At 72.8% G+C, this 21,111-nt stretch carries 21 protein-coding genes, 1 pseudogene and 1 riboswitch; of the genes and pseudogenes, 14 read left to right on the forward strand and 8 right to left on the reverse strand.

Annotated elements, in window-relative coordinates; all coding sequences use genetic code 11:
• The first annotated feature begins 13 nt into the window (after positions 1-13).
• The 3 genes from C9F13_RS16400 to C9F13_RS16410 are packed head-to-tail and all read left to right on the forward strand — an operon-like array spanning position 14 to position 4,376.
• Positions 14-700: an ABC transporter ATP-binding protein gene (locus C9F13_RS16400; protein WP_108447321.1), complete on the forward strand. Its 687-nt coding sequence runs from the start codon at positions 14-16 to the stop codon at positions 698-700.
• Complete coding sequence (locus C9F13_RS16405; protein ID WP_245888817.1) at positions 691-3,201, forward strand: ABC transporter permease; 2,511 nt, start codon at positions 691-693, stop codon at positions 3,199-3,201. The genes C9F13_RS16400 and C9F13_RS16405 overlap by 10 nt, the downstream gene beginning before the upstream one ends.
• Positions 3,198-4,376, forward strand: a complete 1,179-nt coding sequence (locus C9F13_RS16410) for a lipocalin-like domain-containing protein (protein ID WP_108447322.1) — start codon at positions 3,198-3,200, stop codon at positions 4,374-4,376. The genes C9F13_RS16405 and C9F13_RS16410 overlap by 4 nt, the downstream gene beginning before the upstream one ends.
• 92 nt (positions 4,377-4,468) lie before the next feature.
• Here the strand turns inward: C9F13_RS16410 and C9F13_RS16415 are convergent, their stop codons facing one another.
• Positions 4,469-5,437, reverse strand: coding sequence for an ABC transporter substrate-binding protein (locus C9F13_RS16415; RefSeq protein WP_108447323.1), 969 nt, complete (start codon positions 5,435-5,437; stop codon positions 4,469-4,471).
• A gap of 99 nt (positions 5,438-5,536) precedes the next feature.
• Positions 5,537-6,070, reverse strand: a complete 534-nt coding sequence (gene gloA, locus C9F13_RS16420) for a lactoylglutathione lyase (RefSeq protein ID WP_108447324.1) — start codon at positions 6,068-6,070, stop codon at positions 5,537-5,539.
• Between the two features lie 224 nt (positions 6,071-6,294).
• On the opposite strand from gloA, the gene C9F13_RS16425 reads away from it, so the two are divergent.
• The 10 genes from C9F13_RS16425 to thiE all read left to right on the forward strand — a co-directional run bounded on the left by C9F13_RS16425 (position 6,295) and on the right by thiE (position 15,030).
• Positions 6,295-6,639, forward strand: a complete 345-nt coding sequence (locus C9F13_RS16425) for a hypothetical protein (protein WP_108447325.1) — start codon at positions 6,295-6,297, stop codon at positions 6,637-6,639.
• On the forward strand, positions 6,639-7,133 hold the full coding sequence (locus C9F13_RS16430) for a C40 family peptidase (RefSeq protein WP_108447326.1): 495 nt from the start codon (positions 6,639-6,641) through the stop codon (positions 7,131-7,133). The genes C9F13_RS16425 and C9F13_RS16430 overlap by 1 nt, the downstream gene beginning before the upstream one ends.
• Before the next feature lie 94 nt (positions 7,134-7,227).
• Positions 7,228-7,926, forward strand: a complete 699-nt coding sequence (locus C9F13_RS16435) for a thermostable hemolysin (protein ID WP_108447327.1) — start codon at positions 7,228-7,230, stop codon at positions 7,924-7,926.
• On the forward strand, positions 7,910-10,087 hold the full coding sequence (locus C9F13_RS17845) for an AMP-binding protein (RefSeq protein ID WP_108447328.1): 2,178 nt from the start codon (positions 7,910-7,912) through the stop codon (positions 10,085-10,087). Before C9F13_RS16435 ends, C9F13_RS17845 begins: the two co-directional genes overlap by 17 nt.
• On the forward strand, positions 10,074-10,916 hold the full coding sequence (locus C9F13_RS16445; protein ID WP_108447329.1) for an SDR family oxidoreductase: 843 nt from the start codon (positions 10,074-10,076) through the stop codon (positions 10,914-10,916). Before C9F13_RS17845 ends, C9F13_RS16445 begins: the two co-directional genes overlap by 14 nt.
• 93 nt (positions 10,917-11,009) lie before the next feature.
• A complete protein-coding gene (locus C9F13_RS16450; RefSeq protein ID WP_108447330.1) occupies positions 11,010-11,678 on the forward strand; it encodes a response regulator in 669 nt (222 codons plus the stop codon).
• Positions 11,675-13,063 carry an ATP-binding protein gene (locus tag C9F13_RS16455; RefSeq protein ID WP_108447331.1) on the forward strand — a complete coding sequence of 463 codons (1,389 nt, stop codon included), beginning with the start codon at positions 11,675-11,677 and terminating at the stop codon, positions 13,061-13,063. The genes C9F13_RS16450 and C9F13_RS16455 overlap by 4 nt, the downstream gene beginning before the upstream one ends.
• Positions 13,064-13,176: 113 nt before the next feature.
• A complete protein-coding gene (locus C9F13_RS16460) occupies positions 13,177-13,443 on the forward strand; it encodes a hypothetical protein (protein WP_108447332.1) in 267 nt (88 codons plus the stop codon).
• A 41-nt stretch (positions 13,444-13,484) separates the two neighbouring features.
• Positions 13,485-13,584: riboswitch (TPP riboswitch) on the forward strand.
• Positions 13,585-13,619: 35 nt separating this feature from the next.
• Positions 13,620-14,426: a hydroxyethylthiazole kinase gene (thiM, locus tag C9F13_RS16465; RefSeq protein WP_108447333.1), complete on the forward strand. Its 807-nt coding sequence runs from the start codon at positions 13,620-13,622 to the stop codon at positions 14,424-14,426.
• Positions 14,416-15,030 carry a thiamine phosphate synthase gene (thiE, locus tag C9F13_RS16470; RefSeq protein ID WP_108447334.1) on the forward strand — a complete coding sequence of 205 codons (615 nt, stop codon included), beginning with the start codon at positions 14,416-14,418 and terminating at the stop codon, positions 15,028-15,030. The genes thiM and thiE overlap by 11 nt, the downstream gene beginning before the upstream one ends.
• A gap of 95 nt (positions 15,031-15,125) precedes the next feature.
• Here the strand turns inward: thiE and C9F13_RS16475 are convergent, their stop codons facing one another.
• From C9F13_RS16475 to C9F13_RS16490, 4 genes are all read right to left on the reverse strand, one after another.
• Positions 15,126-15,704, reverse strand: coding sequence for a cytochrome b/b6 domain-containing protein (locus C9F13_RS16475; RefSeq protein ID WP_108447335.1), 579 nt, complete (start codon positions 15,702-15,704; stop codon positions 15,126-15,128).
• Positions 15,705-15,717: 13 nt separating this feature from the next.
• Positions 15,718-15,996 (reverse strand): PepSY domain-containing protein, encoded by a 279-nt coding sequence (locus tag C9F13_RS16480; protein ID WP_108447336.1) that lies wholly within the window; start codon positions 15,994-15,996, stop codon positions 15,718-15,720.
• A 169-nt stretch (positions 15,997-16,165) separates the two neighbouring features.
• Positions 16,166-17,056 carry a DMT family transporter gene (locus tag C9F13_RS16485; protein WP_245888818.1) on the reverse strand — a complete coding sequence of 297 codons (891 nt, stop codon included), beginning with the start codon at positions 17,054-17,056 and terminating at the stop codon, positions 16,166-16,168.
• 107 nt (positions 17,057-17,163) lie between these two features.
• Entirely contained in the window at positions 17,164-18,573 is a 1,410-nt protein-coding gene (locus tag C9F13_RS16490) for a D-alanyl-D-alanine carboxypeptidase family protein (RefSeq protein ID WP_108447337.1), read from the reverse strand.
• 237 nt (positions 18,574-18,810) lie between these two features.
• On the opposite strand from C9F13_RS16490, the gene C9F13_RS16495 reads away from it, so the two are divergent.
• Positions 18,811-19,002: a DUF2061 domain-containing protein gene (locus C9F13_RS16495; protein WP_108447338.1), complete on the forward strand. Its 192-nt coding sequence runs from the start codon at positions 18,811-18,813 to the stop codon at positions 19,000-19,002.
• Positions 19,003-19,007: 5 nt separating this feature from the next.
• On the opposite strand, the gene C9F13_RS16500 is transcribed toward C9F13_RS16495, so the two are convergent.
• Both C9F13_RS16500 and C9F13_RS16505 read right to left on the reverse strand, forming a co-directional pair.
• Positions 19,008-19,772, reverse strand: coding sequence for a sulfite exporter TauE/SafE family protein (locus tag C9F13_RS16500; protein ID WP_108447349.1), 765 nt, complete (start codon positions 19,770-19,772; stop codon positions 19,008-19,010).
• Between the two features lie 308 nt (positions 19,773-20,080).
• Positions 20,081-21,111: pseudogene (locus C9F13_RS16505) on the reverse strand (aconitate hydratase); the annotation flags it as partial.

Below are 21,111 nucleotides of genomic sequence, written 5' to 3' on the forward strand. Positions count from 1 at the left end.
CAGGACCGATGCCATGCTCGAGTTTTGCCAGGTCGCCAAGGCCTACGCCACGCCCCAGGGGCCGCTCGAGGTGCTCGCCGGGGTGGACCTCGCGCTCGCCCCCGGCGAGAGCCTGGCGCTGATGGGCGAGTCGGGCAGCGGCAAGTCGACCCTGCTGCACCTGGCCGCGGGGCTCGACCTGCCCGATCGCGGCGAGGTGCGCCTCGCCGGCCGCGCGCTCTCCTCGCTCGCCGAACCGGCCCGGGCGCGGCTGCGCCGCGAGACCCTGGGCCTGGTGTTCCAGCAGTTCCACCTGGTGGCGAGCCTCAATGTGCGCGACAACCTGCGTCTTCAGGCGCGCCTGGCGGGCCGCGAGCGCCCCGACTGGACCGCCGAGCTGATCGCGCGGCTGGGCCTCGCCGGGCTGGAGCACCGCTACCCCGAGCAGCTCTCCGGCGGCCAGCAGCAGCGCCTGGCCATCGGCCGGGCCCTGGCGCCGCGCCCCGCCCTGCTGCTCGCCGACGAGCCCACCGGCAACCTGGATGAAGCCACCGCCGGCGAGGTGCTCGCGCTGCTGCTGGCGCTGGTGCGCGACACCGGCTGCAGCCTGCTGCTGGTCACCCACAGCCCGCGGGTCGCCGCGCCGCTGTCGCGCTGCCTGCGGCTCAGCCGCGGCCGGCTCACCCCGCACCGCCCCTCGGAGCGCGACCCGTGCGCCTGATCCTCATCGCGCTGGTCACGCTGCTCGGCCACTATCGCCGCCACCCCGGCCAGCTCGCCATGCTGCTGCTGGGCCTCTGGGTGGCCGGCGCCCTGTGGAGCGGCGTGCAGGCGATCAACGCCTCGGCCAGGGAGAGCTACGCCCGGGCCGAGGCGCTCTTCACCGGCGGCCTGGATCGCCTCGAGCGCCGCGACGGCGAGGCGCTCACGCGCGCGGACTTCGTCGCGCTGCGCCGGGCCGGCCTGCCCGTCTCGCCGCTGCTGGAGGGCGAGGTGGTCACCGTGCAGGGCGAGCGACTGACGGTGATCGGCATCGACCCGCTGACCCTGCCCGGCGACAGCGCCTTCGCCACCGCGGGCGGCGGTGCACCCTCCGTCTTTTTCACGCCGCCCTGGCGGACCCGCCTGGCGCCGGAGAGCGCGGCGCGCCTGGGCCTCGAGGCCGCCTCGGCCACAGGCGCCACCCCGGCGCTGGCCAGCGGCCGGACGCTGCCGCCCCTGGCCCTCGCCCCGTCGCTGCCGCCGGGCACCCTGGTGATGGACATCGCCGCCGCGGCGCGGCTGCTCGGCCGCGGCGACGGGATCAGCCGGCTGGTGGTCGAGGCGGACGCCCTGGAGGCAGCACCCGCGGGCTATCGGCTGCTGCGCGCCGCGACCCTCGCCGACCCCGGCGAGCTCACCGCGAGCTTTCACCTCAACCTCACCGCCCTGGCGCAGCTGGCGCTGATCGTCGGGCTCTTCATCGTCCAGGCGGCGCTGGGCCTGGCGCTGGAGCAGCGCCTGGGACTGCTGCGCACCCTGCGCGCCCTGGGCGTGCCGGGGCGCACCCTGGTCGGCGTGCTGGCGCTCGAGCTCGTGCTGCTCGGGCTCGCCGGCGCCCTGGCCGGCATCGCCAGCGGCGTCTGGCTCGCCCGCGCGCTGCTGCCGGACGTGGCCGCCACCCTGCAGAGCCTCTACGGCGCCTCAGTGGGCACCCGGCTGGCGCTGCCCTGGCACTACTGGCTCGGCGGGCTCGGCGTGACCCTGGGTGGCCTCGCCATCGCCGGCAGCGGCACCCTGTGGCGGGCCGCCCGGCTCGGCGTGCTGGAACTCGGCCAGGCCCAGGCCTGGCGCGCCGGCTTCCAGCGCCAGCTACGGGGGCAGGCCGTCGCCGGCGGCCTCGCCGCCCTGCTGGCGCTGGCCACCGGGGTCTGGCTCGCCACCCGCCCGCCCGGCGAGGGGCTGATCGCCGGCTTCGTGATGATCGCGGCGCTGCTGCTCGCCGGCGCGCTGTGGCTCGCGCCGCTGCTGGCGGCCGGGCTCGCGTGGCTGGGTCGCCGCGCCCGCCGTCGCCCCCTGACCCAGTGGGCCCTGGCCGATCTCGAGCTGCAGCTGCCGCGGCTGTCGCTTGCCATGATGGCGCTCGCGATCGCGCTCTCCGCCAACCTCGGCGTCGGCAGCATGGTCGGCGGCTTTCGCCTCACCTTCCTCGACTGGCTGGACCAGCGGCTGGCCGCCGACCTCTACCTACGCCCGCCGGCCGAGCGCGTCGACGCGGTGCAGGCCTGGCTCGAGGGCCGCGACGCGGTCGCCGAGCTGCTGCCCACCGCCGAGGCCGAGTCGACCCTGCTCGAGCTGGCGCCCCGGGGAGGCGCCCCGCAGTCTCTAGGCCTGCCGGTAACACTCTTCGGCATCACCCCGGGCGAGCACCTCACCCCACGCTGGCCACTGCTGGAGACACGCGAGGGCCGCGACGCGGCCTGGGCCGCCCTCGCCTCGGGCGAGGCCTTCATCAACGAGCAGCTGGCCCTCGGCCAGGGGCTCGCCCCAGGCGACCGGCTCGTCCTGCAGGCGCCGGGCGGCCGGGAACGGGTGACGGTGGCCGCCGTCTATCCCGACTACGGCGCCCCCCGCGGCGAGGTGCTGCTGAGCACGGCCCGGCTGCGCGAGCGCTTCGCCGCCCCGCCGGGCTCGATCGGCATCGTGCTCGCCGAGGGGCATGCCGCCGCCCCCCTCACCCGAGCACTGACCGCACGCTTCGCGCTGGATGAGGAGGCACTGATCGACCAGCGCCAGGTCAAGGCGCTCGCCACCGGGATCTTCGAGCGCACCTTCGCCATCACCCGCGCCCTCAACGCCCTGACGCTGGCGGTGGCGGCGCTGGCGCTGCTCGCCAGCCTGCTCGCCCAGGCCCGGGAGCGCCGCCGCCGGCTGGCGCCGCTCTGGGCGCTGGGCGTGCCGCGCCGCACCCTGGTGGGCCTGCAGCTCGCCCAGCTGGGCGGGGCGGCGCTGGTGACGGGGCTTCTCGCCGTGCCGCTGGGCATCGCCATCACCGCCTGCCTGGTGGCGGTGATCAACGTGGCCGCCTTCGGCTGGCGCCTGCCGCTGCACGTCTTTCCCGGCGAGATCGCCCTGACCCTGGCCACCGCCGTGGCGGTGGCGCTGCTGGCGGCCGCCCTGCCGGCCCTGACGCTCTGGCGCACCCCGCCCCGCGAGCTGCTGGCCGAGGAGGAGACCACATGAGGCGTTTTCCGATCGGAACCGCGAACGGGCCGCGGCTCGGCGCGCTCCTCGCCCTGCTCGCCCTGCTGGCGGGCTGCGCCGAGGAGTCGCCCCCCGCCACCTCCCAGGGCTTCGCGGGGCTCGGCGCCGAGGCCAACGGCTTCGCCCAGGCCGCCCCGGACACGCCGCTGCGCTTCCCCGAGGACCACGGCCCCCACCCCGACCACCGCCTGGAGTGGTGGTACCTCACCGCCAACCTGGAGGACGCGGAGGGGGAGCCGATGGGCTTGCAGTGGACGCTGTTCCGCCAGGCCCAGCGACCGCCCGGAGAGCGTGAGGCGCCGCCCGGCCCCTGGGCCGCCGACCAGCTGTGGATGGCCCACATGGCAGTCTCCCGGGGCGAGCTCCACCGGGTCGCCGAGCGCTTCGCCCGGGGCGATTCCCGTGAGGCATCGCCCGAGCGGGACCAGGCCGGCGTGACCGTCCGGCCCTTTCGCGCCTGGCTCGACGACTGGACGATGGAGAGCCGCGTCGCGGCGCCCGGACACGACGCCCTGGACCGGCTGACGGTCCACGCCCTGGCCGGGACGGGGGAGGACGCCTTCGGCTATCGGCTCGATCTCGTGGCCCAGGGCCCGCTGGTGCGCCACGGGAAGGCCGGCTTCAGCCAGAAGTCCGCCGACGGCCAGGGCTCGATCTATGTGAGCCAGCCTTTCTATGAGGTCGCCGGGGAAGTCATCCTGGCCGGCGAGCCCCATACGGTCAGCGGCCGCGCCTGGCTCGACCGCGAGTGGAGCAGCCAGCTGCTCGGCCCGGACCAGAGCGGCTGGGACTGGTTCTCGCTGCACCTCGCCGACGGCCACAAGCTGATGGCCTTTCGCCTGCGCGGCGGCGGCGAGGCAGGCGGCGACTATCTCTCCGGCACCTGGATCACACCCGCCGGCGACGCCACGCCGCTCGAGCCTGACGACCTGCGCTTGACGCCGCTGGAGCGGCGCCCGGTGGCGGGGCGAGAGATGCCGATCCGCTGGCGGCTCGAGCTCCCCCGCCGGGGGCTCGACCTGATCGTCGCAGCTCCCCATGCCGAGCGCTGGATGCCCACCACCGTGAGCTACTGGGAGGGCGCGGTGCGGGTCATCGACCGCGACGACGGCGCGCCGCGGGGCGTGGGCTACCTCGAGATGACCGGCTACTGACGGGCGGTTTTCCTGGCCCCTACGACGACGAGGCCGCCCCATGGGGCGGCCTCGTCGCGTCATGCCTGTCATCAGGGATCAGGCGGCAAGAATCAGGCGTCGGGGATCTCCAGCGCCTGCTGCACCACCGGCCAGGCCGGATCGCCGTCGCGGGTGGTCACGCCCTCGAGGAAGGCCTTGGTCCTGGCGGGGTTCTCGCGCAGCCACTCCAGGGCCACCTCTTCCGGCTCGCGCTCCTCGTAGCTGAAGCCGCGAATCATCGCGCTCTGGTCATCGGCGGTGAAGTTGAGCTGGTCGATCAGCCGGGTGGCGTTGGGGTTGGACTCGCTGAACGCCGTGGAGACCAGGGTGCGCACGTCGCTGCGGCCGCCCTCCGGGCCCCACATGTCCTGGGTGTCGTCCAGGAACCTCACGTTGTATTCGATGTTCATCCAGTGCGGCGTCCAGCCAGCGAAGAGGATCCACTCGTCACGGTCGATGGCCGCGTCCACGGCGCTCAGCATGCCCGGCGTGGAGGTCTCGGAGAGGTCCCAGTCGCCCAGGCCATAGGTGTCGTTGTCCACCGCCCCGTTGAGGGTGTCGCTCATCCCGGAGCCAACCTCGATGGAGTAGATGGTGCGGTCGAACTTCTCGGCGACCTCTTCGTCGGCCAGGTCCTCGGCGCTGGTCACCCCCGCCTCGTAGACGTAGGTCGGCACGGCGAAGCCGAGGCGCGCCCCGTCGACGTTGTTGCCCAGATCGACGATGGCGCCCTTGTCCATGGTGCCGTCGAACATGGCCTGCTGGGCCGGCAGCCAGGCGGCGAGGAAGGCGTCGACCTCTTCCTGGGTCAGGGCCTCGTAGGTGATGGTGGAACCCAGCTCCTCCTGGGCCACCTCGTAGCCGAGGGTCTCGAGCAGGGTCTCGGCCAGCGCCGTCTTGACGGTCACGCCGGGCCAGGCCGGCACGGAGAAGCGCACCTGCTCGGGTTCGGCGGCCTGGGCCACGCTGCTCAGGGCCAGCGGGGCGGCCAGCAGGGTGCCGGCGAGGGCCAGCGTCTGGGGACGAAGAGGCAGGGTCATGGGGACTCCTTGGCAGATCATGCCGTTGAAAACCAGACCATGACCCTAGGCCGGTCGGCGGCCCCGATCAAGCGAGCGCCGCCAACGCTCCCCCTGCGCTCAGTCGCCCTTGCCGGCCATGCGGGCCGCCTCGACCACCTCGATCCAGTAGCCGTCGGCGTCCTTCACGAACACCACGTCCTTCATCTTGCCCTGGTCGGCGCGCTTGACGAACTCGACCTCGTTGGCGTCGAACCAGGCCTGGGCGGCCTCGAGATCCGGCACGCTGAAGCAGATGTGGCCGAAGCCCTGGGGCTCGGCGTTGCCGTCGTGGTAGGCGAAGTCGTCCTGGGTCTCGGTGCCCCAGTTATGGGTCAGCTCCAGCACGCCGCGCTGGTCGAAGGTCCAGGCGGTGCGTGCATCACGCTCCTCGGGGATCGCCTCGCCGGCCTCGGGCCGCGCCAGGAAGTAGAGCGAGAACTGCATCTCCTCGAAGTCGAGGCGGCGCAGCACCCGCATGCCGAAGACGCGGGTGTAGAAGGCCAGCGCCTTCTCGGGATCCTTGATGCGCAGCATGGTGTGGTTGAGGCGAAAGCCTTCGCTCTCGGCGGTCGGGGCCTGGACGCCCGGATGCTGTTCTCCCTGGAAGCTCATGCGGGACTCCTGTGTGCGGTAACGGATGAACCGTAATGGATGGCAAAAAAACGCGGCAGGATGCCGCCACGGTGACGAGAATGAAGGACGTGGGGACGACGGGCGGGCTTTTCCAGCCCCGGCAGGCACTGCGGCTCGCCATAAAGACGCGAGCGCTCTTGATGTGGCCCGGCAACCTTCTACACTAGTTGTACAACTCCCGACAACGAAAGAGGCACCACCCCATGTCCATCGCGGCCTACCAGCTGGGTGACCACGTCACCCTCAAGGAAATCGCCAACGCCGTCGCCCACGGCCTGACGCCCATCGTCGAGGTCGAGTCGATGGACGGCATCTACACCGTGCGCTTCCATCACGCCAACGACGTCTCGGAGCTCTCCGACGCCAACGGCAAGACGCGCACCTTCCTCGGCACCGGCGAGATTCGCGACCTGCTCGGCGGCATCGGGCTGACCCACGGCGTGCTCACCTGGGGCGACCAGTGCGGCGACGAGATGATCGGCGTGCCGGGCCACGCCCTCTCGCCAGACGAGATGCTGGCCAGCGGCACGCGCATCGCCTTTCGCTGATGCCTGCCCGTCGATCCGCCACGGACGGCGCGATCCGGCTGGCGATCGCCCTGCTGATCGCCTGGGTGCTGACGGGCTGCGCGGGCCGTGAGCTCGCCACCCGCGACGAGGCGGGCGCGCTCTCCATCGATCGCGCGCTGATCCTCGCCGAGGCCAGGCGCTCCCTCGGCATCCCCTACCGCTACGGCGGCACCGGCGAGCGCGGCCTGGACTGCTCGGGCCTGGTGCAGCGCGCCTACGCCCGCGCCGGCATCCGAGTGCCGCGCACCACCCGGGCGCAGTTCGAGGCCCTGCCGCGAGTCGCCGAGGCGCGCCCCGGCGACCTGCTCTTCTTCGCCACCGCCGGCGGCCGCCGGCCGAGCCACGTCGGCATCTACCTGGGCGACGGCGAGATGATCCACGCGCCGGGACGCGGTCGCCACGTCACCACTACCGCCCTGGCCCTGGACTACTGGCAGGAGCGCTTCCTGGGCGCCGCCGCCCCCGCGCCCTGAGCCTCGTCCTCTGATGAGCACTGGCTCGCGCGCCTTAAGCCCTCGTTAAGTTGACCCACCCACAGTATCGGGGACACGTCATGGAGACGCCCCGATGTCGATCCCCGATCCCGTTCTTACCCTTGCTTCCGGCCACGGCGCGCCGACGGCCCCGCGTGACAGGGAGCCAGCGAGAGCCGCGGCCGCCCCGTTCGCCTGGCGAGAGGGCCGCCACTGGTACGAGCGCCGCCGCCTGGAGCGGCTGGTGCGCCGCTGCTTCGCCGCCGAGCACGGCGCCCGCATCCACCACTTCCTGCCGCGCCTCTTCGGGCTCTGGCAGGGCGACGCGCCCCTGGCGGCGGTCGGCGCGGGCCGCGCCGGCGACGGGCCGCTCTTCCAGGAGCACTACCTGGACGCGCCCGTCGAGGCGTTCCTCTCCCGTCACCTCGGCCACCCCGTCGGCCGCGACGCCATCGCCGAGATCGGCAACCTGGCGAGCCTGCGCCGCGGCCTGCAGCGCCGCCTCTTCGTGCCGCTGATCGATCAGCTGGTCGCCGACGGCCTCGAATGGGTGGTGTTCACCGCGACGCCCACGGTGACCAACGGCATCCGCCGGCTGGGCATCGCACTCGAGCCGCTCTGCGTCGCCGACCCGACGCGGCTGGGCGAGGCGCAGGCGGGCTGGGGCCGCTACTACGATCACCGGCCGCGGGTGATGGCCGGCGACCTGCGCCGGGCCCACGTCACGCTCACCGAGCGCGGACTGCTGGGCCCGGCGCGACCCGGGGAGGTCGACCATGCGCCGCGGCACTGAGGCCCTGTTCGCGCGCCTGGCGCACCACGCCGAGGCGAGTCCCGACACCCCGGCCCTGGACGACGGCCGGCGACGCATCGCCTACGGCGCGCTGCCCTGCGAGATCGCCGCGCGCCGCGCCCGCCTCGACGCCCAGGGCGCCCGGCGAGTCGGGCTGGCGCTGGACAACGGCCTCGACTGGGCACTCTGGCACCTCGCCCTGCTGGCCGCGGACCGCGTCGACGTGCCGGTCCCCGCCTTCTTCAGCGCGGCCCAGCGCCGCCACCTGGTGGCGCGGGCCGGCCTGGACGCCTGGATCGGCCCCGGCGCCACGGCGCTCGGCTTCTCGGCAGGCCCCGACCCGGCCATCGTCCGCCGGCGGGTGGCCTCAGCGCCCGCGCTGCATGAAGGCACCGGCATGATCACCTTCACCTCCGGCACCAGCGGCGAGCCCAAGGGGGTGTGCCTCGACCGCGCGGCGCCGCTGCGTGTCGCCGAGAGCCTCGCCGAAGCGATGGCGCCGCTCGGCCTGCGGCGCCACCTCGCCATGCTGCCCCTGGCCACCCTGCTGGAGAACATCGGCGGCCTCTACGTGCCGCTGTGGCTGGGCGCCACCGCCGCCCTGCCCGGGACCGCCGAGCTGGGCTGGACCGGTGGCAGCGGCTTCGATCCCCACCGCGCCCTCGCGGCCCTCGCGGCCTTTCGCCCCCACAGCCTGATCCTGGTGCCCCAGCTGCTGCAGGCGCTGGTCGAGCATTCACCGCAGGCCCCCGCCGGGCTGCGCGTGGTCGCGGTGGGCGGGGCGCCGGTCGCCGCGTCGCTGCTCGACAGGGCCCGCGACGGCGGCTGGCCGGTCGTCGAGGGCTACGGCCTCTCGGAGGCCGCCTCGGTGGTCTGCCTCAACCGCCCCGGCGAGCCCGCCCGCGGCGTAGGCCGCCCGCTGCCTCATGCCCGGATCCGCGTCGCCGCCGACGGCGAGGTCTGGGTGGGCGGCGCCACCATGCTCGGCTACCTGGGCGAGCCGCCGCTGGCCGATTGGCACCCAAGCGGCGATCTCGGCCACTGGCAGGGTGAGCACCTGGTGCTCGACGGCCGCCGCCGCGACGTCTTCATCACCGCCTACGGCCGCAACGTCGATCCCCAGTGGGTGGAGGGCGAACTCTGCGCGCAGCCGGCCATCGCCCAGGCGCTGGTCCACGGCGAGGCGCTGGCGCACAACCGGGCGCTGATCGTGCCCGCCGACCCCGCGCTCGACGACCGCGCCCTGGAGACGGCGATCGCCTGCGCCAATGCCGAGCTGCCCGACTATGCCCGAGTCGGCGAGTGGCGCCGCTGCCTGCCCTTCACCCCCGACAACCACCAGCTGACGGCCAACGGCCGCCTGCGCCGCGACGTCCTCCACGCCGCCTACCGCGACTGGCTCCTGCGCCCCACCGAGGCGCCGCCGCGGCCCACCTCCGACCCGTCCATTCCCACAAGGAGCAACGCCATGACCGCCTACCAGCACCTGCAGGACGCCACCCGCGCCGAGCGCGACTGGCTGCTGGCCGCCCCGCTGCTGACCCGCGCCCTGACTGGCGAGGTGAGCCGCGAGGAGTACCTGGCCTTTCTCGGCCAGGCCTACCACCACGTGCGCTTCACGGTACCGCTGATGATGGCCTGCGGGGCACGCCTGCCCGAGCGCCTAGGCTGGCTGCGCAGCGCCCTGGTGGAGTACATCGAGGAGGAGCACGGCCACGAGCAGTGGATCCTCGACGACATCCGCGCCGCCGGCGGTGATGCCGAGGCGGCGGCCGCCGCCCCGCCCGCGCCGGCCACGACGCTGATGGTCTCCCACGTGCGGGACGTCATCGCCCACGGCAACCCGGTGGGCTTCTTCGGCATGGTGCAGGTGCTCGAGGGCACCAGCACGGCGATCGCCACCCGGGCCGCCGAGGGGCTCCAGGCGAGCCTCGGCCTGCCGGACGAGGCAGTGCGCTACCTGACCTCCCACGGCAGCCTCGACATCGGCCACCTGGCCTTCTTCGAGGGCCTGATGAACCGCCTCGAGGGCGGAGACCTGGCGGCGGTGATCGACACCGCGAAGATGGTCTATCGCCTCTATGGCGCCATGTTCCGCGGCGTCACCGCCCGGTGCGCCGGCGGCGACGCGACCCGGGAGCTCACCGATGCGCTGGTCTAGAAAGCCCTGGTCCAACCCGCTGCCCGAGGGCGGCTGGGCCGCCCAGACGGTGCTGCTCACCGGGGCGAGCGGCGGCATCGGCGAGGCCCTGGTCGACGAGCTGGCGAACGCCGGCGCGCGGCTGCTGATCACCGGTCGCCGCCGGGAGGCCCTCGACGCCCTGGCGGCGCGCCACCCGGAGCGGGTGACGGTCGTCGCCGCCGACCTGACCCGCGGCGAGGAGCGCCGGCGGCTGGTCGAGGCGGCCGTCGAGGCGGGCTGCACCATGCTGATCAACGCCGCCGGGGTGAACCGGGCGGGGCTCTTCGAGGCCACGAGCGACGACGAGCTCGAGGCGCTGGTCACCCTCAACCTCACCAGCACCCTGCAGCTGACCCGCGCGCTGCTGCCCCGGCTGCTCGCCGCCGAGCACGGCTGGGTGGTCAACCTGGGCTCGACCTTCGGCACCCTCGGCTATCCCGGCCAGGTCGGCTACTGCGCCACCAAGTTCGCCCTGCGGGGCTTCACCGAGGCGCTGCGCCGGGAGCTCTCCGACACCCGGGTCCACGTGCTGCACGTCGCCCCCCGGGCCACCCGCACCGCCATGAACGCCCCGGAGGTCGAGGCGATGAACCGCGCGCTGGGCAACGCCATGGACAACCCCCAGCCGGTCGCCCGCCGGGTCCGCCAGGCCATCGAGGCCGGGCGCGAGGAGACCCAGCTGGGCGGCCCGGAGCGGCTCTTCGCCCGGCTCAACGCCATCGCCCCGGGCCTGGTCGACCGGGCCCTGCGCCGCCAGCTGCCCACCATCCGCCGCTTCCTCGCAGGGCCCAGAGGCGAGACGCCGTGACCCGCGAGCCGCCCCGGGACTCGACAGCCGCCCCGTGCGCGGCGACTATCCCGACAGCGACACCGCCGAACACGCCCCTTGCAAGGACAGGACATGCGCATACTGCTGGTGGAGGATGACCCCAGCCTGGCCGCGGGCATCCGCCTGGCGCTCAAGCCCGAACACTACGCCGTGGACCTGCTGGCCGATGGCCGCCAGGCCCTGGCGGCACTGCAGGGCGACGAGCCCTTCGACGCCGTGATCCTCGATCTGGGCCTGCCCGGGCTCGACGGCATGCGGGTGCTCGAGGCGGTGCGACGGCGGGGCAACCGCGTGCCGGTGCTGGTGCTGACCGCCCGGGACGGCATCGATGACCGTATCGCCGGCCTCGACGCTGGCGCCGACGACTACCTGATCAAGCCCTTCCAGGTCGACGAGCTCAAGGCGCGCCTGCGCGCCCTGCTGCGTCGCAGCCAGGGGCAGGCCAGCCACGTGCTGGAGGCGCGCGGCATCCGCCTCGACCCCGCCACCCACAGCGTCAGCTTTCGGGAGACGCCCGTGGCGCTGTCGCGGCGCGAGTTCGCCCTGCTGCAGGAGTTCCTCAGCCATCCGGGGCGGGTCTTCACCCGCGACACCCTGACCCGGCTGGTCTACGGCTGGGACGAGGAGGTGGAGAGCAACGCCATCGAGGTGCACGTCCATCACCTGCGCCGCAAGCTCTTCCCCGAGCTGATCCGCACCGTGCGCGGCATCGGCTACGTGATGGACAAGACGCCCTCATGACCTCGATCCGCCGCCGCACCCTCGGCGTGGTGCTGCTGGTCTTCGCCCTGAGCATGCTGGTGATCGGGCTGACCAGCTACCGCGACGCCGCCCACGAGGTGGAGGAGCTCTTCGACGCCAGGCTGGCCCAGAACGCCCGGCTGCTGGAGGGGCTGGTGGGCGCCCCGCTTCCCGACGATCAGCGCCAGGCGCTGCTGGACAGCATCGGCACGGCGCTGCAGCGCGGCGACGAGGCCCCGGGGCCGGTGGTGCGCCACCCCTACGAGAGCAAGCTGATCTTCCAGGCCTGGCGGGACGAGACCCTGCTGCTGCGCTCCGCCGAGGCCCCCGAGGCGCCGCTCACGCCGCTGCGCAACGGCTTCGGTCGCGCGCGCCTCGATGACTACGAGTGGCGGGTCTTCGCCCTGGACGCCCCGGGCAACCCGCGGCGGGTGCTGGTGGCGGAGCGCGAGGACGTGCGCGGCGAGCTGGTCACCGCCATCGCCCTGCGCACCCTGATGCCGGACCTGCTGGGGCTGCCGGTGCTGGGCCTGCTGCTGTGGTGGGCCATCGGCTGGGGCCTGCGGCCGCTGTCGCAGCTGGCCGCGCAGATTCGCAGCCGCGATCCCCAGAACCTGCAGCCGCTGGTCATGCAGCGGCTGCCCCGGGAGCTTGAGACCATCGCCGGTGCCCTCAACCGGCTGCTCGAGCGGATCCGCGCCCTGCGCGCCCGGGAGCAGCGCTTCATCGCCGACGCCGCCCACGAGCTGCGCACGCCACTGGCCGTGCTCGACCTCCACGCCCAGAACGCCCTGGCCGCCGACGACCCCGAGGACCGCCGCGAGGCGCTCGACAAGCTGCGCGGCGGCGTGGCCCGGGCCACGCGGATGGTCTCGCAGCTGCTCACCCTGGCCCGGCTCGAGCCCGAGCAGGAGGGCGACGGCCAGGTGCAGGAGATCGCGCTGCTGCCCGAGGCGCGGGAGGCGCTGGCCAAGCTGATGCCGCTGGCCGTGGAGGGTCGCCAGGAGCTGCAGCTGGAGGCCGACGAGACGGCGGACTGGCGGCTCGAGGTGGAACCCGGCACGGTCGACACCCTGCTGCAGAATCTGGTCGGCAACGCCCTGCAGCACTCGCCGGCGGACGCCCTGATCCGCATCGTGCTCACCGCCGCGCAGGACGCCGTGACGATCACCGTGGAGGACCAGGGACCGGGCATACCGGCAGAGCAGCGCCAGCAGGTGCTGGCGCGCTTCCATCGTGGCGGCCCCGGCGCCGGGGCGGGCCTCGGGCTCTCCATCGTCGACCGCCTGCTGCAGCGCCACCGCGGCGGCCTGCGACTCGACGAGGCCCCGGGCGGCGGGCTGCGCGTCACGGCCTCGCTGCCGAGGACCCGGCGCGCCGCCTGAGCGGCGAGCGTCACGCGACGGTCATCTCCCCTTAAGCGGTCGTTAAGGCACCCGCCGTAGCGTCAAGGGTGCGGGGCCGGTGTGCGGCCCGACCATGACGAGGAGACGACCGCATGAGCACGATCACCCTGGATGCCCTGCCCGCCAACGTCCGACAGGCCGGCGGCCTGGTCGTCGCGGGCCTGCTGCTGCTGGCCCTCGGCGCGCTGCTGGCCGGCTGGCAGCCGGTGGCGATCCCCCTGGAACTGGTCGCCCTGGGGGCGTCGGGGCTGGCGCTGCTGTCGCCCGGCCTGCTCCAGCAGGAGGAGGCCCGGGAGACCCTCTACTGCCTGACCCTGGCCAGCCTGATCACACTGGTCGGCATTCAGCTGCTGGCCTGACGCCCGGTCTTTACAGCCGCCGGGGCGACAAGGATAGTGGGGCCTGACGACCGGGGCGCCGCGGCGATTGGCCACGGCTGAGACGCACCCTTGGAACCTGACCCGGACAATGCCGGCGTAGGGAGTCGTGCCGCGCCGGCCGCCGCCGCGCGGCACCTCCCCGCCGGGGAGGCCCCATGCACCACATCGATCCCGCCGCGCACCTGGCCCGGGTGCGCGCGACCCGCCCGCTGGTCCACAACATCACCAACCACGTGGCCATGAACAGCATGGCCAACGTGCTGCTGGCGCTCGGCGCCTCGCCGGCCATGGTCCACGCCCGCGAGGAGGCCGCCGAGTTCACCGCCCTGGCCGGCGCCCTGACGATCAACATCGGCACCCTCTCGCCCCACTGGGTCGAGGCCATGGAGGCCGCGGCGCTGGCGGCCGGCGAGACGGGGCGCCCCTGGGTGCTGGACCCGGTGGCGGTGGGCGCCACGCGCTATCGCCGCGAGACCGGCGCGCGGCTGCTGGCCCTCTCGCCGGACGTGATCCGCGGCAACGCCTCGGAGATCATCGCCCTGGCGGGCGGCGCCGGCGGCGGCCGCGGCGTGGACAGCACCGACCCCGCCGAGGCGGCCCTCGCGGCCGCCCGCCGCCTAGCCGAGCAGACCGGCGGCGTGGTGGCGGTGACCGGTGAGGTGGACCTGGTCACCGACGGCCGGCGCCTCGCCCGGGTGCACGGCGGACACCCGCTGATGCCCAAGGTCACCACCCTGGGCTGCGCGCTGACCGGCGTGGTGGCGGCCTTCCTCGCCGGCGCCGACGACCACTTCGCGGCGACGACGGCGGCGCTCGTCGGCTACGCCGTGGCCGGCGAGCTCGCCGGCGAGGTGGCCCGCGGCCCCGGCAGCTTCGCGGTCGCCTTCCTCGACGCCCTCTACCACCTCGACCACGAGGCCCTCGCCGATCGAGCCCGCCTGGAGATGACCGATGCCCCTTGACCTCTCGCTCTACCTCGTCACCGACGCCGGCCTCTGCGCGGACCACGGCCTGGAGGAGACCGTCGCCGCCGCGGTGCGCGGCGGCGTGACCCTGGTGCAGCTGCGCGACAAGCACGCCAGTGACGCCGAGATGATCGACCAGGCCCGCCGCCTCAAGGCGATGCTCGAAGGCACCGGCGTGCCGCTGATCATCAACGACCGGCTGGAGGTGGCGCTCGCCGCGGGGGCCGACGGCCTGCACATCGGCCAGGACGACGGCGACGTGGCCCGGGCCCGCGCGGCGCTTGGACCCCAGGCGATCCTCGGGCTCTCGGTGCAGACCCACGAGCAGCTCGCCCGCCTCGACCCGGGCGTCCTGGACTACCTCGGGCTCGGCCCGGTGTTCGCCACCCCCAGCAAGCACGACCACGCCGAGCCGCTGGGCGTCGACGGCCTGGCCGCCCTGGTGGCGGCGAGCCCGCTGCCGAGCGTGGCCATCGGCGGGCTCAAGGTCGAGCACGCCGAGGCGGTGTACCGGACGGGCGCCGGCGGCCTGGCGGTGATCTCCGCCATCTGCGGCACGCCCGACCCCGAGGCCGCCGCCCGCGCCTTCCCCCGCCGCTGAGCCCGCCCCAAACACTCACCACGTGCCCCACACGACGGCGCCCCCGGCCATCAGGTCGGGGGCGCCGTCGCGGTGAGGCCGGCTGGCAGGGCGCGTCAGCGCGAGCCCGGCGTCTCGGGGAGGCGCCGGTCGCCGTGGACCATGCCCGCGATGAGGTTGTCGCGGCGCTTGCGGCTCTCCCAGAGCGAGCCGAGGACGTGCAGGGGGACCAGCACGAGGATCGCATCGCTCATCAGCTCATGGGCCTCCTCGACCCAGCCGACGCCCCAGAAGCGGTCGGTCTCCTCCATCATGTACCCGGTCGCGCCGAGCCCCAGCAGCAGGGCCAGCAGCGTCAGCATCATCACCGCCCCCGGTGGGGTATGGGTGATCCCGGGGAACGGCGGGGCCGCGGCGCCCGACGCGGCGGCGGCCCTCGCCGGGCTCAGGGCCGCCCGCAGGCGACGGGGCGTCGGCCAGAAGCTCGTCCAGCGGGCCGGCCAGGGGCCGACGAAGCCCCACAGGATCCTCACGCCGATCAGCGCCACCACGCCGTAGCCGATCCACTGGTGCCAGGACTCGCCCTCCTCGGTGAGAAACGCATTGGCCGCGACGCCTGCCACCAGCGACCAGTGCACGAGGCGCACCAGTGGATCCCAGACGCGGACCCGCCCGCCGTTCGTCTTGGCTCTCATGACGCGGCCTCCCTCAGTCGATCTCCTGCTTGACGATGCTGCCGTCGACCGGGTTGAAGTAGATCTCGACACGGCGCTCCTGGTCGTCCCAGCCGTAGATCTCGTAGCAGTTGCCGTCGGTGGTCTTGAACGCCTTGACCTCGTAGCCCAGGTCGGCGATCCGCTGCTGCATCGCCGCCTCGCTCATCCACTCCTCCTGGGGCGCGTCGGTGCAGGTCGGCCCGGCCAGGGCCGAGAGGCTGACCGTCATCAGACCGGAGACGAGGATGCCGGTGATCAGGGTGCGTTTCATGACAGAACCTCCAGAGTCGGTGTCGAACGGCCACCGGTGCGGCGGCCTCGGCGCCCCCGGCCGCGAGGCCGGGGACGATCGCATCATCGACCATCGAGCTTACGAGAGGCTTAAGGGCGGGCGGCGGGTCACGGCCGGGAAGCGGAAGGCGCCGGCGAGCCGCGAGGCCTTAGGCGGTGGGCCGGCGCTTCAGGGTGGTGCGCCGATCGTGATAGGCGATCGCCAGGCCGCTGGCTATGATCAGGCTGCCGCCGACGAAGACCCACAGGTCCGGCACCTCGTCCCAGAACCACCAGCCGAGGCCCACGGCCCACAGCAGGGCCGTGTAGTCGAAGGGCGCGACCAGCGCCGCCGGCGCGTAGCGAAACGCCAGGGTCAGGCCGGTCATGGCGCCCACCCCGAGCACCCCCGCCACCAGGAAGGCCGGCCAGTGCAGCGGCGCCGGCGTCTGCCACACCCAGGGCAGCGTCGTCGCCGAGACCAGAAGCGGCACCAGGGTGGTGTAGAAGACCATCGCCCAGAGGTGCTCGCGATCGCCGTAGCGCCGCGCGGTGAGCATGGTCAGGGCATAGAAGACCGCCGCGCCGACCACCACCAGGGCGCCGGGCTGGAAGCTCGCGCCCCCGGGGCGGATCACCACCAGCACGCCGAGAAAGCCCAGCAGGGTGGCGGCCAGGGTCGGTCCGTCGACCCGCTCGCCGAGCAGCGGTACCGACAGCACGGTCACGAACAGCGGCGCGGCGAAGGCGATGGCCGTGGTCTCGGCCAGGGGCAGCAGGGTGAGGCCCCACATGAAGCAGATCATGGTGCCGCTGAAGATCAGGCCGCGCAGCAGGTGCACCCCCGGGCGCCGGGTGGTGAGGGTGCGCAGGCCGCCGTTGAAGCGCGCGATCAGAGCGATCAGCGGCAGCGACACCAGGGTGCGAAAGAAGATGATCTGCAGCGGCGAGTGCACCTCGCCCAGCCACTTGGTGATGGCATCGCCCAGTGCCAGGCAGAACACCCCCAGGCACATGAAGCCGATGCCCTTGAAGGTGGATGACGTGTAGGTCGATGACATGCCGACGGCCCTCCCTGGCAGCGACGAAAAGAGCACCCCGCCGGCCCGAAGGCCGGCGGGGTGTCAGAGGGGTCAGGCTAGTCGGTGGCGCGTGACGGGGCAAGAGCTCAGAGGCTGGCCTGCACCACCATGCACTCCATGCCCTGGGCCACCAGGCGACGGCAGGCGGTATGCGCCTGTCCTTCGTTCATGTCGACCAGCCGGGCGCGGTAGACACCGGCCGATTCGGCGCTGCCCACGGCGACCCGGGCATGGGCCAGCTCGTTGGCCAGGCGATCGGCGGCCCGGGCGGCCAGGCTGCGGGCGTGGCCGGCATCGCTGAAGGCGCCGACCTGCACGCCCCAGCGGCCCTGGGCGAGGGGACGCGGCGCGGCGGTGCCGTTATCGGCGATCAGCTCGCGAATGGGATCCTCGGCCGAGCCCTGCGCCGGCAGCGCCGCCTCGGCCGCGACCGGACGCTCCACCCGGGCGATCCGCGTCGCCGTCACCGCCGGCGCGACCGCGCTCGGCGCCGACGCCATGACCGGGGCCGCGAACTCGCGGTCGACCGGGTCGGCCGTGCGCGGCGCCGAGCCGAGGCTCGCCAGGCGCTGGTCGCGGGCGATCGGCTGTCCCGGTGCCAGGGGCTCGCCGGGCATCAGGCGACCGCCGGTGAGGTCGGCACTGGCCAGCCAGTCGCGGCCGTCGGCCAGCGACGCGCGCAGGAAGCCGCGATCCAGCAGGTCGGCGGTATGGGCGTCCCGCGAGGCGGCGGTGAAGCCGCCCATCACCACGGTCAGCAGGCGGCGCTCGCCGCGCACCGCCGAGGTGGCGACGTTGAAGCCGGAGGCGCGGATGAAGCCGGTCTTCAAGCCGTCGGCGCCGGGATACTTCGTCAACAGGCGGTTGTGGCCGGTGATGGTCTTGCCCCGCCAGGTGAAGCGCGTCCGCGAGAAGCGCGGGTAGTACTGGGGGAAGTCACGCATCAGGTGGCGCGAGAGCACCGCCATGTCCCGGGCAGTGGTGACCTGGCCGGCATCGGGCAGGCCGTTGGGGTTGCGAAAGACGGTGTCCTGCATGCCGAGTTCGCGGGCCTTGTCGGTCATCATCTGCGCGAAGCGGCTATCGCTGCCGCCCAGGGCCTCGGCCACCACCACGGCCACGTCGTTCGCCGACTTGATCACCAGCGCATCGATGGCCGTGTCCACCGGGATGGTGGAGCCGGGCTTCACGTAGAGCTTGGAGGCGGGCTTCGAGGCCGCATAGGCGGAGACCGGCAGCGGCTGATCCAGGCGCAGCCGCCCCTCCTCCAGGGCCTCGAACATCAGGTAGAGCGTCATCATCTTGGTCAGCGAGGCGGGGTAGCGGAGCCGGTCGGCGTTCTCCGCGTAGAGAATCTCCTGGGTATCGGCGTCGATGACGATGCCGGCATAGCGAGGATTGCCGGCCTGGGCGGTCCCAGACACCAGCAGCAGGCAGGCCAGCAGCGTGAAGACGACCCCCAGGCGGCGCCGGATCGTTGTTGTGTTAGGCACCATGATGCGTTCCCTCGAGGTAGTTCCAGTGACACCTAGACATTATGGCTAGCCGTCGCGCTCTGTACAGGGCGGAAGTCAGACTTTTCACCGATTCTTCTAGTCGCTTTTTCCACCGTCGGCGCGCCAGCCGTCACGCCATTGTCAAAAGCTATCGAAAGCATTCGGTGAATAGACTTACTGCATGACGACGCGCCACCTAGGATGGTGGTCAGTCCCTGACACCATGGAGCCCGCGTCATGAAGAAGACCGCCACCTTCGCCGTCGTGCACTTCTGCGTGGCGTTCGGCGTGACCTACCTGATCACCGGCAGCTGGGTGCTCGGCGGCATGATCGCGCTGCTGGAACCCGCCGCCAACACCGTCGCCTACTTCTTCCACGAGAAGGCCTGGGAGGCCGTACAGCGACGCCGAGCCCGCCTCACCGCCTGACCCCGTCACGCGCCCAGCAGGCGCTGGCCGCCCATCCACACCAGCCGCAGGGCGAGCAGCGTCAGCGCCCAGCGAAAGAGCACGTCGAAGCGCCGCTCCGTGAGCCGCTTGAGCAGGCGCAGGCCGAGCCAGGTGCCGGCGAGCCCGGCGGCGATCATCGCCGACATCAGGCCCAACCACTCGTGGAAGACGAAGCCTGCCACCCCGAACACAAAGGCCTTGGTGAGATGCTGCAGGGTCATGCAGGCGGAAAAGGTCGCCACCCGCGCCATGCGGGTGGGCTGGGCGTGCTTGATGAAGGCGCCGACCAGCGGACCGCTGGCACCGACCAGGCTCGACAGCAGGGTGGTCACGGCGCCGGCCAGCAGGGTGCCGGTGCGCCCCAGGGCCCGGGCCGGCGGCGCTGGCCCCCAGCAGGAGAACAGCACGAAGCCGGCGATGGTCAACTCGAGCACCCCCGCGGGCAGGCCCGCCAGCAGCCAGGCCGCCAGCAGGGCGCCGATTACTACCCCGGGCAGGAAGACGGCGATCACCCGGCGGTCGATGTGACGCCAGGTCAGGCCGGCGCGGCCGGCGTTGGAGCCCAGCTGCACCATGCCGTGCACCGGGATCAGGGCCGCGGCCGGCATCACCTGCGCCATGGCGCTGATCAGGAGGGTGCCGCCGCCGATGCCGGCACTCGCCGAGATCATCGAGGTCAGGACCGACAGCGCCACCAGGCCCAGGTTGAGCCCGGCAGGCAACGGTGATAGCAGATCGAGCAAAGGCATGGTCGCCGTCCGATGGCCATAGTGGCTCACCACTATACCAAGGCCCCCCGCTGCGCCTCACTGCATCTCCCTCTCTACTGACCTGCAGGGCCTTGCCCCAGTGGCTTTCACCCAAGCCCAGGCTCCAGGTGACTGCCATAAGAGGTGTCTGCCATAAGAGGTGTCTGCCATAAGAAAAGCCAGCCCCGAGGGGCCGGCTTTTCTTCACGCTTCGCTTGAAAAGACGAAGTAACGACCAGCACTCCCTTGCCGCCCTGTTCGGGGTGACTTGAGCGGAACGCCCGCCAGGGAAACGGCCGTCGTGCGGATCAGGCCTCGCCGATCATCTTGCGCAGCACATAGTGCAGGATGCCGCCGTGGCGGTAGTACTCCAGCTCGTTTTCGGTATCGATACGGCACAGCGCCTCGATCGTCTTCTCGCCCTTGTCGGAGGCGATGGTCACCTTGACCTTGCCCCCCGGGGTGAGCTCCCTGAGCCCCTCGATGGAGACCGTCTCGTCGCCGGTCAGGCCGAGGGTCTTGCGGCTCTCGCCCTCGGGGAACTGCAGCGGCACCACGCCCATGCCGATCAGGTTGGAGCGGTGGATGCGCTCGTAGGACTCGGCCAGCACCGCGCGCACGCCGAGCAGGCGGGTGCCCTTGGCGGCCCAGTCACGGCTGGAGCCGGTGCCGTACTCCTTGCCAGCGATCACCACCAGCGGGGTCCCCTCCTGCTGGTAGCGCATGGCGGCATCGTAGATCGCCATCTGCTCGCCGCTCGGCACGTGGCGGGTCTCGCCGCCGACCACGCCGTCGAGCATCTCGTTTTTGATGCGCACGTTGGCGAAGGTGCCGCGCATCATCACCTCGTGGTTGCCGCGCCGTGAGCCGTAGGAGTTGAAGTCCACCGGCTTCACGCCACGCTCCTGCAGGTAGCGCCCGGCGGGGCTGTCCGGCTTGATGGCGCCGGCCGGGGAGATGTGGTCGGTGGTCACCGAGTCCCCCAGCAGGGCCAGGACCCGGGCGTCCTTGACGTCCTCGATGGCCTCGGGGGTGCGACCCATGCCCTCGAAGAAAGGCGGATGCTGGATGTAGGTGGAGTCCGTCGACCACTGGTAGACCTTGCTCTTCGGCACCTCGATGGCCTTCCAGGTCTCGTCACCGTCGAAGACCTCGGCGTACTCCTTGCGGAACATCTCGGTGTTGACCCGCTCCACGGCCTCGGCGATCTCCGCCTGGCTGGGCCAGAGGTCCTTGAGGAAGACCGGCTTGCCGTGATGGTCGATGCCCAGCGGCTCGCGGGTCAGGTCGAGCTGGACGTTGCCGGCCAGGGCGTAGGCCACCACCAGGGGCGGCGAGG

Source organism: Halomonas denitrificans, assembly GCF_003056305.1.
In the GTDB taxonomy this organism is placed as follows: Bacteria; Pseudomonadota; Gammaproteobacteria; order Pseudomonadales; family Halomonadaceae; genus Halomonas; species Halomonas denitrificans.